Source organism: uncultured Tenacibaculum sp., assembly GCF_947494125.1.
Taxonomy (GTDB): Bacteria; Bacteroidota; Bacteroidia; order Flavobacteriales; family Flavobacteriaceae; genus Polaribacter.
The window spans coordinates 1-18,644 of record NZ_CANLTU010000006.1 but is presented as its reverse complement, the minus strand read 5'-3'; the positions used below and the strand labels follow the sequence as shown (position 1 = coordinate 18,644).

At 30.5% G+C, this 18,644-nt stretch carries 12 protein-coding genes and 1 tRNA gene; 5 read left to right on the top strand and 8 right to left on the bottom strand.

The window, feature by feature from the left end; translation table 11 throughout:
* Positions 1–31: 31 nt before the first annotated feature.
* The gene (locus Q0881_RS10875) at positions 32–1,000 is read right to left on the bottom strand and encodes an NAD-dependent epimerase/dehydratase family protein (protein ID WP_299160051.1); all 969 of its coding nucleotides are present in this window, start codon (positions 998–1,000) and stop codon (positions 32–34) included.
* A 181-nt stretch (positions 1,001–1,181) separates the two neighbouring features.
* Between Q0881_RS10875 and Q0881_RS10870 the strand changes: the two genes are divergently transcribed.
* Positions 1,182–1,712 carry a hypothetical protein gene (locus Q0881_RS10870; protein WP_299160048.1) on the top strand — a complete coding sequence of 177 codons (531 nt, stop codon included), beginning with the start codon at positions 1,182–1,184 and terminating at the stop codon, positions 1,710–1,712.
* On the opposite strand, the gene Q0881_RS10865 is transcribed toward Q0881_RS10870, so the two are convergent.
* The 3 genes from Q0881_RS10865 to Q0881_RS10855 are packed head-to-tail and all read right to left on the bottom strand — an operon-like array spanning position 1,705 to position 3,971.
* Positions 1,705–2,169, bottom strand: a complete 465-nt coding sequence (locus tag Q0881_RS10865; RefSeq protein WP_299160045.1) for a regulatory protein RecX — start codon at positions 2,167–2,169, stop codon at positions 1,705–1,707. The genes Q0881_RS10870 and Q0881_RS10865 overlap by 8 nt on opposite strands.
* Before the next feature lie 17 nt (positions 2,170–2,186).
* Complete coding sequence (locus tag Q0881_RS10860; protein ID WP_299160042.1) at positions 2,187–2,894, bottom strand: LytTR family DNA-binding domain-containing protein; 708 nt, start codon at positions 2,892–2,894, stop codon at positions 2,187–2,189.
* A 6-nt stretch (positions 2,895–2,900) separates the two neighbouring features.
* Positions 2,901–3,971 (bottom strand): histidine kinase, encoded by a 1,071-nt coding sequence (locus tag Q0881_RS10855; RefSeq protein WP_299160039.1) that lies wholly within the window; start codon positions 3,969–3,971, stop codon positions 2,901–2,903.
* A 208-nt stretch (positions 3,972–4,179) separates the two neighbouring features.
* Here Q0881_RS10855 and Q0881_RS10850 point away from each other — a divergent pair, with 208 nt between their 5' ends.
* Positions 4,180–6,507: an outer membrane beta-barrel family protein gene (locus Q0881_RS10850; protein WP_299160036.1), complete on the top strand. Its 2,328-nt coding sequence runs from the start codon at positions 4,180–4,182 to the stop codon at positions 6,505–6,507.
* 79 nt (positions 6,508–6,586) lie between these two features.
* Here Q0881_RS10850 and Q0881_RS10845 read toward each other — a convergent pair whose 3' ends face one another.
* From Q0881_RS10845 to Q0881_RS10830, 4 genes are all read right to left on the bottom strand, one after another.
* Complete coding sequence (locus Q0881_RS10845) at positions 6,587–10,048, bottom strand: efflux RND transporter permease subunit (RefSeq protein ID WP_299160033.1); 3,462 nt, start codon at positions 10,046–10,048, stop codon at positions 6,587–6,589.
* 23 nt (positions 10,049–10,071) lie between these two features.
* On the bottom strand, positions 10,072–11,253 hold the full coding sequence (locus tag Q0881_RS10840; RefSeq protein WP_299160031.1) for an efflux RND transporter periplasmic adaptor subunit: 1,182 nt from the start codon (positions 11,251–11,253) through the stop codon (positions 10,072–10,074).
* 11 nt (positions 11,254–11,264) lie between these two features.
* A complete protein-coding gene (locus Q0881_RS10835; protein WP_299160029.1) occupies positions 11,265–12,587 on the bottom strand; it encodes a TolC family protein in 1,323 nt (440 codons plus the stop codon).
* Between the two features lie 191 nt (positions 12,588–12,778).
* Positions 12,779–13,384, bottom strand: coding sequence for a TetR/AcrR family transcriptional regulator (locus Q0881_RS10830; protein ID WP_299160026.1), 606 nt, complete (start codon positions 13,382–13,384; stop codon positions 12,779–12,781).
* 126 nt (positions 13,385–13,510) lie between these two features.
* Between Q0881_RS10830 and Q0881_RS10825 the strand changes: the two genes are divergently transcribed.
* The 3 genes from Q0881_RS10825 to Q0881_RS10815 form a co-directional block, all read left to right on the top strand.
* Complete coding sequence (locus tag Q0881_RS10825) at positions 13,511–14,482, top strand: polyprenyl synthetase family protein (RefSeq protein WP_299160023.1); 972 nt, start codon at positions 13,511–13,513, stop codon at positions 14,480–14,482.
* Positions 14,483–14,533: 51 nt separating this feature from the next.
* A tRNA-Ile gene (locus tag Q0881_RS10820) sits at positions 14,534–14,610 on the top strand.
* 636 nt (positions 14,611–15,246) lie between these two features.
* The coding region (locus Q0881_RS10815; RefSeq protein WP_299160022.1) for a VCBS domain-containing protein at positions 15,247–18,644 on the top strand (3,398 nt) is incomplete at its 3' end.

Here is an 18,644-nt window from a genome sequence, read left to right as displayed (position 1 = left end):
GAATGTTATAGACGAAAAGATGAATAAAAACTTACACTTCTTCTAATTTCTGGCTTTCTAAAGATTTTAAGTTGGTTATAATGTCTTTAGTCATAGATGCTAAATCAAATTTATGTTGCCAACCCCAATCTTTTCTCGCTTGTGAATCGTCTATTATTTGCGGCCAGCTATCTGCAATTGCTTGTCTAAAATCTGGGCTGTAAGAAATTGTAAACTCTGGAATGTATTTTTTAATTTCTGCAGCTATCTCTTTTGGCGTGAAACTTATTGCTGATAAATTATAAGAAGTTCTAGTTTTTATTTTTTCAACATCTGCTTGCATAAGCTGTATCGTTGCATTTATAGCATCATCCATATACATCATTGGCAAACGTGTGTTTTCAGACAAAAAACATTCAAAAGTTCCTTTCTTTAATGCATCGAAATAAATATCAACAGCATAATCTGTAGTTCCTCCACCTGGTAATGTTTTCCAACTTATAATTCCTGGATAACGAATACTTCTTACATCTACTCCATATTTTTCGTGGTAATAATTACACCAATGCTCACCAGCAACTTTACTTATTCCGTAAACTGTTGATGGTTCCATAACTGTTTGTTGTGGGGTGTTTATTTTTGGTGATGTTGGGCCAAATGATGCCATTGAACTTGGCCAATACACTTTATTAATATGTTTCTCTCTAGCCAACTCTAAAACAGCTAATAAAGAAGTCATATTCAAATCCCATCCTTTTAACGGATATTTTTCTGCAGTTGCCGATAACATTGCAGCCATTAAGTAAACTTGGTTTACTTTATACTTCTGAATTATTTTTAATATGTCTTCTTGACTAGTAGCATCAATTATTTCAAAAGGACCTGAACTCATCATATCTTCTCCTCCTTCTCTTATATCTGAAGCAATTACATTATCCTTACCATAAATAGAACGTAACTTTTGAGTTAATTCTATACCTATTTGCCCGCAAGCTCCTAAAATTAATATCGTGTCATTCATTTTTAAAAATTCAAAAATATAGTGCTGCAAAGTTATTAAATTTCATATTTCACAAAAAATATTTATCCTTTTTTAACTATCAACAAAACAAGCCCTTAAATAACTGATTACAAACTTATAATTCCTTCTTCATTTATAAACCAAGTAAAATATGTACTTTTATACTTTTAATTTTTGTTTAATGAGATCGTTTTTTATTCTTTTATTTTCTTCTTTATTTATTATTTTTTCTTGTAAAAAAGAGAATTCTCAAAATAAAGGAACTACTATTCAAAAGGCAGATGTTAACACTTCTGTTAAGCACCCTAAATATTCTTTACTTGATGAAGAATCTACAAAAGAAATAAAAAAATGGAAAGAATATTTTATAACTGAAGAATTTGTATCGCACTTTAAAAGTATTAGTCCAACAGAAGCTTTAAATAATGCTATAGAATTAAAGGATCTAACTAAACAATTAAAAGATAGTTTAAACATACAAATATTAAAAACTCCAGCTTTTAAAGCTCGTATAAATGTTTTTGAAAATGAAGTTTTAAGATTAGCTGACATGACATACATTCCTTCTATTTCTTCAAAAGACATTAATGCTCAAGTAGAAAAAGTACTTGCTCTTTTTGGGAGCATGAACGATAAAATAAATACGGTTTATGCTAAAAAACGTTTTGACAAAGCAATTAAATTAGATAGTATATTTAATAATTTTAAATAGTATTTATAGCTTCATACACCAAATTACTTTCAAAACCTCTGTATAATAAGTAATCTGCTACTTTTTTTCTTCTTTTAAACACATTTGTATCAGTTACTAATTTGTTTTTCTTTTCTACCAAACCATATAACGTGGCAATATATTCTTCTTCATCTATTTCTTTTAATGCAGTTTTAATATTATATGAAGAAATGTCTCTCATTTTTAACTCACGAGTTATTCTTTGTTTTCCCCATTTTTTTATTCTGAATTTACCTCTCGCAAAACTTTTAGAAAAACGTTCTTCATTTAAAAAATTCTCTTGTAATAAGTGAAGTAAAATATTGTCTTTAGCTTCTGAGATTAAGTTATACTCTGATAGTTTTTTTTCTACTTCTTTATGACATCGATCTTGATAAACACAGAAACTCTCTAGTTTTCTTTTTATTTCTTCAACCGATATTACTTGTTTCTTCATAAGGCAAAAATAATACCCTATTTCCAGTTATTTAAAAAAGATATTACCTTTTCTTTATAACTCGCTCCTATAGGAATTTCGGTTGAATTCACTTCAATATCGTTTACCGTAAACGCTGAAATTTTATCAATATTAATAATATAAGAACGGTGTACTCGTAAAAAACTCGCATCTTTCAATTCTTGCTCTATTTCACTAATTCTATACTTAGAAACTATTCTTTTATTATTTATGGTATGTATTTTAATATAATCTTTTAAGCTTTCTATAAACAAGATATCATTAATAATTACTTTATGATGTTTATTTCCTGATTTCACTAACATAAAATCATCAACCTCTTTTTCTTTTTTTTCAATTACAGCTGTCTTTTGATCGCTCAAAAATCGTTCAACTGCTTTAAAAAAACGCTCAAATGTTATCGGTTTTAATAAGTAATCTATTACCCCTAAATCATAACTCTCAATAGCATAATCTCTATATGCTGTTGTAAAAATTGTTTTTGGAGGGTTTTTAAGTGTTTTTAAAAAATCTATTCCAGTTAAGTTTGGCATTTTTATATCTAAAAACATCAAATCTACTTCTTGAGTATTTAATATTTCAAATGCCTTTATTGCATTATTACAAGTAGCTACTATTTCTAATGCATCTATTTTTGAAATATGTTTTTCTAACAATTTAATTGCCAAAGGTTCATCGTCAACTACTAAACATTTTACTTTCATATTCTTTTACTCTTGGTTAATATTTAAGCTAACTGTAAATTTATCATCATCTGGCTCAATGTTTAAAGTATAATTATTCCCACAAATTAAATCTAACTGTTTTCTAATATTAGACAACCCTATGCTTTCTTTATTCTTAATTCCATAGTCTTTTGAAACAGTATTGGATATTTTAAATTTAAACATTGAATCTTTACTTAAAACATCTATATCTATTTTTGGAGAACCACTGTCTTCTCCTGCTCCATGTTTAAAAGCATTTTCTACTAAAGATAGTAATATTAATGGTGGAATTTCAATATCATTTTCTATAGTAGTATTCAAAGAAACTTGTAGCCTTTCATCATACCTCAACTTTTCTAATTCAATAAAATTCTTCAATAATTCTATTTCACTGGACAATAACACATACTTTCCATTACATCTATATAATACATGGTCTAAAATTTCCGACAACTTACTAATAGATGTTGATGTTTTTGGTGAATTTATTATTGAAAGTGAATAAATATTGTTTAAGGTATTGAATAAAAAATGCGGATTTAATTGTGCTTTTAACGTTTTTAATTCTGCTTCCGATTTTTCTTTACTTAAACTTAAATCCTTTTCTTTAATTTTCCTATATTCTAAAAAGTATTTTACAAAAAGAAATATTAAAGCTACTGAATAAATACTGGGTATATAACTAACTAACAACTTTCGCCAATCTGTTAATATTTCTAAAAGAGGCTCTTGTGTAAATGGAGGCTTCCTTACCAATTCTTCTCCTACATGTACAATCATTATTCTACCTAAAGCACTAAAAACATAAGATCCTATAATAAATAATAAAACTGCTTTTAGATATTTTCTTTTTAAAAGAAACTTAGGAATTACATAATATGCAAAATAATACGATGCAAGAACTTGTGCAATTAATATGCTACCAAACATTATTAAAATTGCGTATAAAGGATCATTTTCATGCCTTATAACTCCTTTTGGGACATTTAAAAACAACATTGCAATCCAAAACACCACATGTCTTAATGCTCTACTTTTCTGAAAATAACTAATCAACGTATTTATTGTATTCATGTTTGTAAAGATATAGATAGCCTTCTAATTACAGCTACTAATCGACAAACTAACCTTTTCTACACCTAAACATTGCTTTTTATCCCCTTATCATGTTTTTCTATTCGAAAACGCTCAAACGTCGATTTTTTAAACTCGTTTGTCGATTATCAAAATTTCACTTTGTATTCCACCCCATATTTGCCCCATAATTTAAATAACAAACAAAATGAAAAAATTACTGTTCGCTTTTTTACTTATAAGTACTATTTGTGCTTCTGCTCAAATAAAACTTTCTGGTAAAGTAGTTGAAAAAAACACGAAACTCCCTTTAGAATTTGCTACTATAATTTTAACAAATCCTGAAACTAATAATATCATTACTGGAGAATCTACCAATAGTAAAGGTGAATTTTCTGTTAAGGCTAAAAAAGGTTTATATACTATTAAAATCGAATTTATTGGTTTTAAAAGTCATACTATAAATAATTTTTCACTTACCAAAAATCAATCAATACAAACTATATTTTTACAAGAAGATGCTCAAGCATTAGACGAAGTAGAAGTTGTTGCTGAAAAATCTACAACTGAATATAAATTAGACAAACGTATTTTTAATGTTGGTAAAGATTTAATATCGAAAGGAGGTTCTGCTAATGATATTTTAAATAATGTTCCTTCTGTAAGTGTAGGTATTGAAGGTGATGTAAGTCTTCGCGGAAATTCTAACGTTCGTATTTTAATTAATGGAAAGCCTTCTGTTTTAACTGCAAATAACGGATTAGAATCTATTCCTTCTGAAAACATAGAAAAAATAGAAGTTATCACAAACCCATCTGCAAAATATGATGCTGAAGGAACTGCTGGAATTATTAATGTTATTTTGAAGAAAAATAAAAATGGTGGTTTTGGGAGTTCATTACAACTAACTACTGGAATTCCTGACAACCACAGTATCAACTACAATGTAAATTACAAAAAAGACAAATTTAACTTGTTTTCTAACTTTGGGTATCGCTATTTATCGTTTGATGGTAATGGGTATTTAAATAGAACAAATTTCAACAACAATGTAATCACTTCTTTTACTAATAGAACTACAAATACAGATAGAACCCGTAAAACTTTCAATCTTTATTTCGGAAGTGATTATTATATAAATGATCAAAACACGCTAACTTTAAGCTATTATTATAGAAATAATACAAGTAACAATAAAGTTAATTATACGTTTAATTTTTTAGACGAATTAAAACAAGTTGACAATATTCTTACCTCAAAAGAAACGTACAGAGAGCCTCAGAAAGCAAATCAAATTGAATTAAACTACGTAAAAACATTTGCTAAAAAAGGGCAAAAACTTACCGTAAACCTTCAATATGATTTTTGGAATGATGATGAAAATGAATTAGTTGAAGAGCAACAACAATTCCCTACAACCTCTGCTATAAACTTATTAAAAAGTAGAGATATTGAAAGCAGTAAAGATTTCTTATTTCAATCTGATTTTAAATTACCTATTACCAAGAAATCGCACATAGAAATGGGTGTGAAAGGTGAGATTAGAAACATTGATAGTGATTATAAAGTATGGGACAATACTGTTTTAGTAGATAGTCTAAATAACTTATTAAAATATAATGAACGTATCTACGGTGCTTATATTCAATACGGAAATAGAAAAAACAAACTACAATACTTACTAGGTTTACGTGCTGAATATGCTAATACAGGAAGCACAGACAGAAAAGACCAATTTAAAACATCAAAAAACTATACTGATCTATTTCCAACGGCACATTTAACCTATAACTTTAATCAAGCAACCAATATGCAATTAAGTTATAGTAGAAGAATTAGACGCCCTCGTTTTTGGCAATTAAATCCTTTTGGAGGAATCTCAGATAGAAGAAACATACGTATTGGTAATCCAGATTTAAACCCAATGTATACAAATTCTTTTGAACTTGGTTTATTAAAGCGATGGAAAAAAGTCACTTTAAACCCATCTATTTATTACCAAAGAACAACAAATGTATTTGAAACTTTAGTTACTCCCAACTCTTTTGGTGCTTTGATATCAAAACCTATTAATTCTGGTAGAGAAAACAGATTAGGTGCAGAATTAGCAATTAGATATTCTCCTTTTAAATGGTGGCGATTGTCTAGTGAGTTTAATTACTTTTCTTTTGATCAAAGAGGATTATATACTGTTGATGACAGCACTTGGTCTACTCGTTTAAACTCTAGAATGAAATTCTCTAAATTAACAATTCAATCTAGTTTTAATTACCGTGGAGAAAGGCAAAGTGGGCAAATTTTTACGGAAGCCCAATACAGAGCTAACATTGGAATCAGTAAAGATTTTTTAAACGATAAAGCTACTGTTACCTTAAATATGAATAACATCTTAGATTCTAGAGTAAGTAAACAATTAATTACTGGAGAAAACTATACAACAAATAGTTATAACAGACCTATAGGTAGATTTACATCCGTAACTTTTACGTATCGTTTTAATAGAACAAAAAAAGATAGAGATCGTTTACCTGATTAGAAAAATTACATAAACTTCAAAATAAAAAGGGCTAAAAGTAAATTACTTTTAGCCCTTTTCTACAGTTAACAAAAATTAATTATAAACTACGTAACCACATTTTAAATTTTGTAATTAAATAGAATAATATTGGCACTACAATTAAGGTTAAGAATGTTGCAATGAATAATCCGTAAATTACTGTCCATGCTAATGGTCCCCAGAAAATTACGTTATCACCACCCATATAAATATGAGGATTAAACTCACTAAACAACGTGAAGAAATTTATATTAAATCCAGTTGCTAACGGAATTAACCCAAGAATGGTAGTAATTGCTGTTAATAATACTGGACGTAAACGAGCTTTTCCTCCTCTAATAATTGCTTCACCTAAAGTTTCTATATCTACAAAATCGCTTTCTGCTATTCCATTTTCTACTTTCTTTCTATCAATTAATAGTTGCGTATAATCTAACAGTACCACTCCATTGTTTACCACAATACCTGCTAATGAGATAATTCCCATCATAGTCATCATAATTACAAATGGCTTCGCTGTTATAATTAGTCCTCCAAAAACACCTATTAAACTTAAAAAGATAGCTAGCATAATAATTCCTGGTTTAGAAACCGAGTTAAATTGGAAAATTAAAATCAAGAAAATTAATCCTAACCCTGAGAAAAATGCTCCCATTAAGAACTTCATTTGTTTCATTTGTTCTTCAATCTGACCAGTGTAATCTATTTTTACAGTAGTTGGCTGTTCTGTAAAGGATTTCATTTCTTTTTGAATTTGCTCAACTATTGCATTAGCATCTGTATATCCTGGTGCTAGTGCTGAGTATACTGTTACTACTCGTTTAGATTGCTTATGCTTAATAGCACTGTATCCTGAAGCATTAGTTTGTTTTGCTACTGCTGACACAGGAATTTCCTTAATTTGACCAGAGGCCATGTCTCTAAACGTTATTTTCTGATTGAAAATAGCACTTTTATTATATCGATTGTCTTTATTAAAACGTACATAAATATCATAATCTTCACCATCTTCTTTATAAATACCCGCTTTAGATCCAAAAATAGCATTACGTAACTGACCACCTACTTGAGATGAGCTTACTCCTAATTCTCCAGCTTTCTTACGATCAACATTTACCAACATAGATGGTTTAGACTTATTTACATCTATCTTTAACTCATCTATTCCTTCAATACTTTTTGAATTGATAAAGTCACGCATTTTCTCTGCGGTGTTAATCAACTCTGAATAATCTTTCCCTTCTAATTCAATATTAATAGGATATCCTGCTGGCGGACCTACCGCTTCTTTTTCAACAGAAATTGCTAGACCTGGATAAATACCTTTTAAAGCTTCCGTTACTTTCTTTTGTAACTCTTTACTGTCTTTTCCTCTACGATACTTATACTCACGCATAGAAGCAGTAATTTTTCCTCTATGTGGCATTTCTGCTGTAGAACCTCCATCCGTTTGTGGATTTCCAGACCCTGCACCTACCTGAGAAACAACACTTTCTACTAAGAAATTATAGTCATTATCCATGTATTCAGCAGAATTCAATACTTTATACACACGCTCTTCCAAATCTTTCATAATCAGATTTGTTTTTTCTATATCCGTTCCTTGTGGGTATTCGATATAAACAATAATCTGATTAGGCGTATTGTCTGGGAAGAATTCTACTTTAGTTCTTTTCTCCTCTATTGATTTTCCAAAACCACCAAAAGCAAAAAATAATAATAAAATAGTTGCTACTGTAATAGCATAAGGTCTCCACCCTTTCAAAGCTCCACGTAACATTTTCTCATAAAAACGCTCCCAACGTGGTAATACGTTATTTTGAAAAGCATTTGCCCAAGGTCTAAGCGCCATTCTGTACACCCATAACATAATTGCTGTAAATACCATAATGGTACCTAAAGCTCTATAAGGGCCTCCAAAAATGATAATTAACAATCCTATCACTACCATAATAGATGAAATAGTAATAATTCTTTTTAAAGGCATACCCTTGTCTTCAACACTCATAAGTTGCGACACCATTACCGAGTTAAAGAAAATCGCAACAAATAAAGATGAACCTAATACTACCGATAATGTTACTGGGAAGTAAATCATAAACTGTCCCATTACTCCTGGCCACATTCCTAATGGTATAAATGCTGCTACTGTAGTTGCTGTTGAAATAATAATTGGAAATGCAATTTCTCCAATACCTTTTTTAGCTGCTTCAATTCGAGGCATACCTTCATCCATTAGACGATATACGTTTTCAACAACCACAATTCCGTTATCCACCAACATTCCAAGTCCCATAATTAACCCGAAAAGAATCATGGTATTCATGGTGTATCCCATCCAACTTAATATCATTAAAGACATAAACATCGACATTGGAATTGCAAAACCTACAAATAGTGCATTTTTAAATCCGAGGAAGAACATTAGAACTAATACTACTAAGATTACCCCAAAAATAATATTGTTTACTAAGTCATCTACCTGGCCAATTGTTTTTGACGACTGGTCATTTGCAATAGTCACTTTTAAGTTACTAGGAAATACATCTTTTCTAGCATCTTTAACTATTTTTTGAATTTTCTCAGCTGCTTCAACCATATTTTTACCAGAACGTTTTTTTACATCTAGCATTACTACGGCTTCTCCAAACTCACGTGCATACGTAGTTTTATCTTTATCTTTAAAAGATACTTTTGCAATATCCTTTAAATAAATAGAGTTTCCTTTTTCAGACTTAACTACAAAACTTTGTAACTCTTGAGGGTCTTCTATTTCTCCTAAAATTCGAATAGTACGACGTTGTCCACTTGCAATTAAATTACCTGCAGACATGGTTAAGTTTCCTCCGTTTACCGAATTGATAATATCTTGAAAGCTTACTTGAGCTGCCATCATTTTATAAATATCTACAGCAATCTCTACTTCTTTCTCTTCAGCACCACGGATATCTACTTTTTTGATTTCGTCTAAATCTTCTATTTCATCTTCTAAATACTCACCAAATTCTTTTAATTTATCTACTGGGTAATCTCCAGAAATATTAATATTTAAAATTGGCATTTCTTCAGACATACTCAATTCAAACACATTAGGTTCTACTTTAGCTCCATTAAATGTTGGCCAATCTTCTCCTGATGTTTCTTGATCTATCTCATCTTTTACTTTTTGTTTTGCTTGATCTACTGATATATTTTCATCAAACTCAACCACCACCATCGAGTAATCTTCTTGTGATGTTGATGTAACTTCTACTACATTACTTACCGTTTTTAATTTATCTTCTAACGGATCGGTAATTAGTTTTTCTATATCTTCAGCTGTATTTCCTGGGTATACAGAACTAATATATATTTTAGTTTCTCTAATCTCTGGGAAATTTTCTCTTGGCATACTTAAAAAGGCAGAAATACCCATGATAAGTATCATAACCATCATTACATAAATGGTTGTTTTGTTATTAATAGCCCAAGAGGATAAACCGAATTCTTTATCGACTTGTTTTTTTTGTTTTTCAGTCATTTTAACTTGTAGTCTTTAGTTGATTATTTTCCTTGAGAAACAGTTAAGATTTTTACTTCTTGTCCATCTTTTACACTACGCGCTCCTTCTTCTACAATTTGAGCTCCATTTTCTACACCCGTTAAAACTTCAATAACATCCCCTTGTGTTTTTCCTGTAGTGATAATTGACTGTTTTGCAACACCTTTTTTATCTTTTACATTTTTTACTAAGTAGATATATTGCTCTCCTTTTGCATTTTCAGAAATAATACTTTGTGGTATTAAAATAGCGTTTGGATTAGAGTAATCGTTAATTTTTAGCTTAGCAGTTAAATTTGGTTTAATACTTCTATCCTTATTAGGAACTCCTATTTCTACTTTAAAAGTTCTATTCGCTGGATTAATGAAATTTCCCGCTTGACGAATTTTAGAGTGTAACGATTTTCCTAAGATTGGAAATTCTACCTCTACATCTTTTCCTTTTTTAATAGACGTAATATAACCTTCAGGAACATCTGTTTCAATATACATATCTCCTAAGTTTACAATTCTGAATATTTCTGATCCCATTCCTGGAGCAACTACTGTTCCTTGCTCTTTAATTACATCATCGATAACTCCTGTAAATGGTGCTCTAATTACTGACTTTCCTAATTGTCTTTTTAATTGACTTACTGCATTTGTCTGTGCTTCATATGTAGTTTTAGCTTGTAAATACTGAATCTCAGAACCTATTTTTTGCTCCCACAATCTTTTTTGACGCTCATAAGTAGTCTTAGCTAAAGCTGTTTGTGCCTCTACTTGCGCTAATTGATTTCCTAAACCTCCATCATCTATTTTAGCTAACGTTTGTCCTTTTACTACTCTTTGTCCTTCTTTTACATAAATACTCACTAACTGCCCAGGCATTTCTGGATATACTAAAACATTTTGTTTAGTTTGTACAGCTCCTTGTAATTCTAAATAGTGATTAAAATCTTCTGTTTTTGCAGAAAACACCGTAATTAAAGGCACTTTTTTGTTGGTATCTAATTCAGAAATTTTATCATTTAATTGTTTTATCTCTGCTGCTAACCCCTGTTGCTTAGTATCTAGCTCAGCTTTTTTTGTTCTTATTTGAGCTAAATCATTAGTAGCTATTACATCTTGAATAGACTGTTCTTTACTGCCTCCACAAGAAACTAAAAGAACGGTTAGTACTACTATTGAATATATTTTTCTCATTATAGTTGATTTTATTTTAATGGTGTGTTTAATGCGTTATCTAACTTAGCTTTATTGCTAATTATATTTAATATTGATTGTAAATAATTGTTTTGTTGTGAGTATAATTGATTACGTGCTGATAGCAAATCAATACTTGTAGTTACCCCTTCATCAAACTTTATCTTTTGCTTGCGTTCAATACGTGTTGCCAATGCTAAATTTCTTTTAGCAGTTTCGTAATTCGCTATACTTAATTGATAATTACTTTGAGCTTGTTCTGCTTGTAAGTTTAATCGCTGCTTAGTTTCAGCTAAACGAATATCGGCACTTTCTAATGCTATTCTTGTTTGTGCTGTTTTAGCACTTCTTCCTAAACTACTAAAAATTGGAATGTTTATCCCTACTCCAAAAACTGATGTAGAAATCCAATCTTGAGATGAATTAAAAAAATTAAAATTATCTGCATTCGCTAATCTTGAATAATTAATAAAAGCATTCACACTTGGTAAAGCTTTACTTTTCTCTAATCTCATTAACAAACGTTTACTTTCTCTATCATTTTCAGCGATTCTAAAATCAATATGATTGTCAAGATCAAAATTTTGTGATAATAAATTTAAATCGGTATTATTTAAAACTAAATCTTCTAACCTATCTGTTAACTTTAACTTCGTATTAATAGGGTTTCCTAGAGACAAGTTTAACATCTGATAAGCAATCTCTTGATTTCTATCTGCATTACGTTGTTGACTAATAATATTTCCTTGCGTAATTTCAAATTGTTCTACTGTTTCCTCTTCAGTTAGCCCTTCTTTAAAACCTTCTTTTGCACCTTTTAATTGGCGATCTACTGTTTTTTTATTCCCTTTTAAAATTTCAATACGCTCTTCTGCAACTAAAACATTTCCATAAGCATTAATTACTGCTTCGCGAGTTGATAATTCGGTTTTTTCTTTCGCCTGTTCAGAAATTTTTAAATACGTTTTTGCAGCTTGTAGTCCTACCAAATAAGATCCATCAAATAATAACTGACTTAAGGTAACTGTACCTGTAACATTGTGCTTTGCTCCAAAATCTACTGTTCCATCTCCGTTAAAGTCAACCCCTGGAAATTGTTGTTTTAAATTATTTTGGTAATTAACAACTCCATTAATTTGAGGTAATCCAGTTGCTGTAGTTTCCCATTTACGCTTTTTTGCTGCCTCAATATCGTTCAAAGCAACTTTGTTGTTATAGCTGTTTTTTACTGCATAGTGTATGGCTTCCTTCAAAGACAAACTCATTTCTTTTTCTTGAGCTTTAATACTCATTGTAAAAAAGAATATGCAAACTGCATAAATTATTTTTTTCATGTATTTCTAATAGTTTTGTATGTGGTGTTTTATTTTTTTGCTCCTTTTTTTTAATAAATATCTTTTAAGCAACACCTAATAATAATTCCTTAAAACATTTATTAACAAGCTTACTTCTTATTGTTCTGCTATCCTTGCAGCTACAACTAGGAAAATATTTTTAATTATTAATCTTCTTTCATTAAATGTAATTATATAGCGTTGTTTTTTAATTCCCTTTCTAAAATGTCCAATCCTTTTTTAGTTGCAATAGCTCTAATGTGATATTCTAAAATTTCGTATTCAATTTTCATTAATTCATCCATTCTTTCACCATAATAATCGCTTTCAAAAACTCCGAATATTAAAGTGAAGTAAAAATTTGTTACTAATTCTTTCTTTATCTCAGACCTATACAATCCTTGTTCTATTCCTTTCTCTAAATTATCACTATTACAATCTCGAAACATACAAACTTCTTTTTCTATAAGATTTGCATAAGATTCTGGATAATACTTTTTCAATTGAAACATTGGAGATGTTTTAGCATTTTTAAACATCTCTTTAAAAACTGCTTTTACAGCAAACTCTTCTTCAATTGCATTATACTTTTGTTCTTTTATAAACAGAATAGTATCGTCAATTGCTTTCTGAACTGCTTCTATAGAAGCATCTACTAAATCGGATTTGTTTGAAAAATACTTATAAAGTGTTTTCTTAGATATTGCCAATTCATTAGCAATATCATCCATTGTTACGCTTTTAAACCCATAATTTAAAAACATTTGTCCGGCCTTTTCTAATATTTTATCTCTCATAATTCTGGGCAAAGATACACTAGGAAACTTTAGAAACAAAAAAAGTTTCCCAAGTTTTAATGTTTTTTTAACATTCTCTTAAGTATAGAATTTAAGTTTACCTTATTTTTACAAAAAATTTTAGATTTGGACATATTACAATATCAATCAGACTTTTTATCTTATTTAGAATCTCAAAAAATTGTTAAAGAACCAAAGAACCTTTACCAACCTATAGATTATATTTTACAATTAGGCGGAAAAAGAATTCGACCTATATTAACACTTATTGCTTCAAATATTTTTTCTGGGAATTACACTCAAGCAATGCCTGCTGCATTAGCTGTTGAAGTTTTTCATAATTTCACATTAGTTCATGACGATATTATGGATGATGCTCCTTTAAGAAGAGGTCATGAAACTGTTCATGAAAAATGGGATATTAATACTGGAATTTTATCTGGTGATGCTATGTTAATTTTAGCATACCAATATTTTGAAAATTACCCTCCTACAGTTTTTCAAAAACTTGCACAATTATTTAGTAAAACTGCTCTTGAAGTTTGTGATGGACAACAATTAGATGTTGATTTTGAAACTAGAAACGATGTTACCATTGAAGAGTATATTAAAATGATTACTTTAAAAACTTCTGTTTTGGTTGCTGCTGCTTTAAAAATGGGAGCTATTGTTGCCGAAACTAGTGAAGAACAAGCTCAACATTTATACAACTATGGTTTAAACCTTGGTGTCGCTTTCCAATTACAAGATGATTATTTAGATACTTATGGCGATCCTGAAACTTTTGGGAAACAAGTTGGTGGAGATATCATTGAAAACAAGAAAACTTTTCTTTATTTGAAAGCTTTAGAAGTGGCTAACAATGGAGATAAAAAGAAACTTTTCACTCTTTACAATGAAAATCAAAAAAATATTTCAGAAAAAATAAAGACTGTTTCTACTATTTTTTCTGACAATAATATACCTAATTACACACACGAACTTATTGAGTATTACACTAATAAGTCTTTTGAAAGCTTAGCCCACTTAAACATTAGTGATGCTGCCAGAAAGGGCTTACGTTTGTTTGGTGAAAATTTAATGAGTAGAAAAGTGTAAAAAATTGCATTTTATCCAAAAAAGTTTTTATTTTTGCATCCCAATTTAACCGGTCCTATAGCTCAGTTGGTTAGAGCACCTGACTCATAATCAGGTGGTCCGAGGTTCGAGTCCTCGTGGGACCACCATTAAAGCTTCACTTTTTGTGAAGCTTTTTTGTTTATTAATAATTTATTTTCAAGTATCAAACCCCTTCGTTACTTTTTTATTATAAATAAAAAACTTTCAAAAAATTAACAAACTTATTTTTAGACAAAAAAATTTTATAATAATTGACAATTCTTCCTAAAAACGTAAACAACTAATAAAGAAACCTTTAAATAGTTAACAAAATTTTAGATATTTTTTAATTATTTATTATATTAGTAGCAGAAACCAAAAAAACCTACTATGTATCAACAACATAAGATCCCTTAAAACACTTTTTTGTTTTAACTCGTTCAAATAATTAAAACAACATTAACATCTAACAACAATTAAATTTTTTCACATGAAGTCCCCACCAAGAAATTTATACGATTCCTAAAAGCTGTTCCTTAAAAACATCTTTTTCCTAATTTTTTCTTTCCTCTTATTAAACGATAACCTTCCTCAATAGAAATATTTTTATTGAAAAGGAATTAGTTATACTCGTTCATAATTCTGTACACTTATTTTAAATAAGTACATGAACACTATATATCTAAATAACAATATATTATTAATTAAAAACAAAAAATTACTCAAACCTAAAAAGCTTACTACTCAAAAACAGTCCCCCAGACATGAGAAAAAACCACATAAACAAGTTGTTTGTATACACATTACAAACATTTATTATTATACTTTTATTATGCTCAAATATCTCAAAAACATGGGGTACCGAAAAAGAAACTATAAAAGAAAATACCGAACCTAAAGTTCATTTTATAACCAATACAGAAAAAGAAAATTTCTATTTAATCAAAAACTACAATACTACTCCTGTAAAAAAGAATAGCTCATTAATTTCTCCTTTCTTATTTGCTGCACCAACCATAGATTTAAATACTATAACCGACGGAAATAATTATGATTTTCAAATAAACCCTTCAGCTACCAACTTAGTGTACCCAACCACTGTTAGTCCAACAGTAACATCAGACTTAGGTATTTCTAGCGCTGTTATTACTTTTTCAAATATTTTAGACAGCCCTAATGGTGAAAGATTCGTTATTAACAAGCCCCCCTTTGAAACATTCTACTTTAACAATCCATTAGATACAAGAGATTATCCTATAGGAGGTTCAACAATTAGAGTTACTCAAACTTCAAGTACAACTTTTAGTATTACAGAAACATCAAGTAATCCAATTTCAAACTCTGATTTTTCTACTTTTTTAGGCACTCTTTATTATGGGAATGTAGAATCACCATATACGGATGGGATACGTACTATGGATATTACTATTACGGACACTAATGGACTAACCGCTAGCGCACAAACTACAATAAGATTATTTACGACTCCACCTGTAGCTGTTAATGATACAAACTCTGTAATGGCAAATTCAACAACAACAATCGCAGGAAATGTATTAACAGACGGGACAAATGATTCAGGAACTACAGCGATTTCTGTTACAGAAGTAAATGTATATCCATCTAAAGTAGGAAATTCATATGCAACTCTATATGGTAGTATCACTATACAATCTGATGGAAGTTACCTATATGATGTAGACGAAGGAAATTCTTCAATTACAGGCTTAAGAAGTGGTGAAAGTATACAAGATATAATATCCTATACAATAGAAGACACTATAGGGATTAAAGACTATGGCTATTTAACAATAACAATTAATGGGGTAGATGAAGCTCCCAATGCTATTGACAATAGTGATTCAATTACAGCATTTGTAGATGCTAGTACTTCTGGAAATGTAATTACCGATGCCAGTACAGGTGGTACAGATTCTGTAGATAGAGGATTATCTACATTAGTTTGGGAAAATGAATTTCCAGAAGGATCGTTTTTTATTGGTTTATCTAATCCTATTAGTGGAGAATCAAAAGTTGTAGATGGAGTTACATTAAATTTTACATCTACAGATCCAGATGGAATAGGTATAGCAAATCAAAACCAAGTAGTCTATAGAACAGATACCAATGGTGGACATACTGGTTATTTAGGCTATGCAATTGACGCTACTACCAATCCATCAGATGATACCGTTTTAACTATTGATTTTGATCAACCAGTCTTTAATTTAGGATTTCTTGTAGTTGATATAGACTATTCACAAGGAACAACATGGCAAGATCAAATTAAAATTGAAGGAAGCTTAAGTGGTGTCAATTCAACGTATCAATATGTAACAACAGGAGGTGTAGTAGATGCAGGAAGTAATACTTTTTATGGTATAGGTAGCGCTATACCCGACGATGCAACAGGTAATATAAATGTATTCTTTGATCAACCAATTAACCAACTTAAATTAAGTTATAATTACGGTCCTCATGCTACAGATACTGATCAAGGAGGACAAATAGCTGGTATCTCAGATATATACTGGGAAGGAGCAAGTTCAATTGTAGTTTTAAAAATAGGAACAACATCAGGAAACTTAAGTGCATCTAATTTAGGGACATCATACGCAGGAACCTATGGTACAATTATAGTAAACTCAGATGGAAGTTATGAATATATTGTCGACACAACAAATCCAGCGGTAACTGCATTATTAGTAGGACAAACATTAACAGATAATTTTGTATATGAGCTTTCAGATGGTACAAATCAAGATATTGCAAACTTAGTCATAACAATTAATGGATCTGGAACAGATTCAGATGGAGATGGAAAAGCTGATAAAATAGATTTAGATGATGATAATGATGGTATACTAGATACTGATGAATCATTAGATTGTAGCAATTCAATTAACTTAACCGGAATAGAATCAACACTAACATCAAGCAGCTATTATGACGAACTAACCCAAAAAATAATAGATGTTACCATTGCCACTACAGGCACAATAGATGAGGGAAATGCTAACGGAGATATTTTAATAACCCAAGGAGGCACCGTAACATTTTCTTTCTCTTCTCCTGTTACAATTTCATTAAAACATGAAGTTGGCATAACAGGGAATTTCGATGCAGGTGACACATGGGAATTAACATCTACAGGAAATTTTACAATAGTAGATCCTAATAATGATCTATCAATTAACTCTAATTCTTCTGGAGTATTAAATTTTGATGCTTTGGGAACTTCTGTCGCTTCAGAATCATGGGAATTAACCACTACTACAACATCATTAAAACTAGATTTAAAAACAGGAAACACAAAATCTCCCATAAATTTAGCACTAATTTGTGGAGGATTTTTAGACACTGATAACGATACAATTCCAGATCATTTAGATACAGATTCAGATGGAGATGGATGCTTTGATGCTATAGAAGGAGATGAAAATGTAAACATAACTAATCTAACTTCAGGCAGAATAAGTGGAACTATAAATACTAATGGAGTTCCTAATTTAGTAAATTCAGGAGGAACTGCAGACTCAGGGAATGATCAAGGACAAGCCATTGGAACAAGTAGAGTTGTAAACGCAACACCTAATTTAGTAATAACCAATCCTACAACAGTATGTACACCTTCCACAGTAGACATAACTACTCCTGCAATTACAACAGGAAGTACGTCTGGCACATTAACATATTGGACAGATGCATCTGCAACCAACACATTAGCAACACCAACAGCTGTTACAGCAGACACTTATTACATAAAACTAACTTCAGCAAGCGGATGCTATACTATAAAATCAATTACTGTAACTGCCGACACCAATCCAGGAGCAGCCCTAAACACAACCACCACCACTGCCATTTGTGAGAGTACTACCAAAACATTAGTCGGTAGTCCAGCAGGAGGAACTTGGAGCGTGGAGTCAGGAGGCGGAAGTATCTCAGGAACCACCTATACACCAGCAAATATTACCAGTGATACTAACGTAACCATACGTTATACCATCCCTGCCAATGGAAGCTGTTCAGCAACAACGGCAGATGTAAGTTTTACCGTAAACTCAGATCCAGGAGCAGCCACCAATACAACTACCACCACTGCCATTTGTGAGAGTACTACCAAAACATTAGTCGGTAGTCCAGCAGGAGGAACTTGGAG

Coding starts and splice junctions, on each gene's coding strand:
- Q0881_RS10875 (WP_299160051.1), bottom strand. CDS start 1,000: ATGAATGACACGATATTAATTTTAGGAGCTTGCGGGCAAATAGGTATA.
- Q0881_RS10870 (WP_299160048.1), top strand. CDS start 1,182: ATGAGATCGTTTTTTATTCTTTTATTTTCTTCTTTATTTATTATTTTT.
- Q0881_RS10865 (WP_299160045.1), bottom strand. CDS start 2,169: ATGAAGAAACAAGTAATATCGGTTGAAGAAATAAAAAGAAAACTAGAG.
- Q0881_RS10860 (WP_299160042.1), bottom strand. CDS start 2,894: ATGAAAGTAAAATGTTTAGTAGTTGACGATGAACCTTTGGCAATTAAA.
- Q0881_RS10855 (WP_299160039.1), bottom strand. CDS start 3,971: ATGAATACAATAAATACGTTGATTAGTTATTTTCAGAAAAGTAGAGCA.
- Q0881_RS10850 (WP_299160036.1), top strand. CDS start 4,180: ATGAAAAAATTACTGTTCGCTTTTTTACTTATAAGTACTATTTGTGCT.
- Q0881_RS10845 (WP_299160033.1), bottom strand. CDS start 10,048: ATGACTGAAAAACAAAAAAAACAAGTCGATAAAGAATTCGGTTTATCC.
- Q0881_RS10840 (WP_299160031.1), bottom strand. CDS start 11,253: ATGAGAAAAATATATTCAATAGTAGTACTAACCGTTCTTTTAGTTTCT.
- Q0881_RS10835 (WP_299160029.1), bottom strand. CDS start 12,587: ATGAAAAAAATAATTTATGCAGTTTGCATATTCTTTTTTACAATGAGT.
- Q0881_RS10830 (WP_299160026.1), bottom strand. CDS start 13,384: ATGAGAGATAAAATATTAGAAAAGGCCGGACAAATGTTTTTAAATTAT.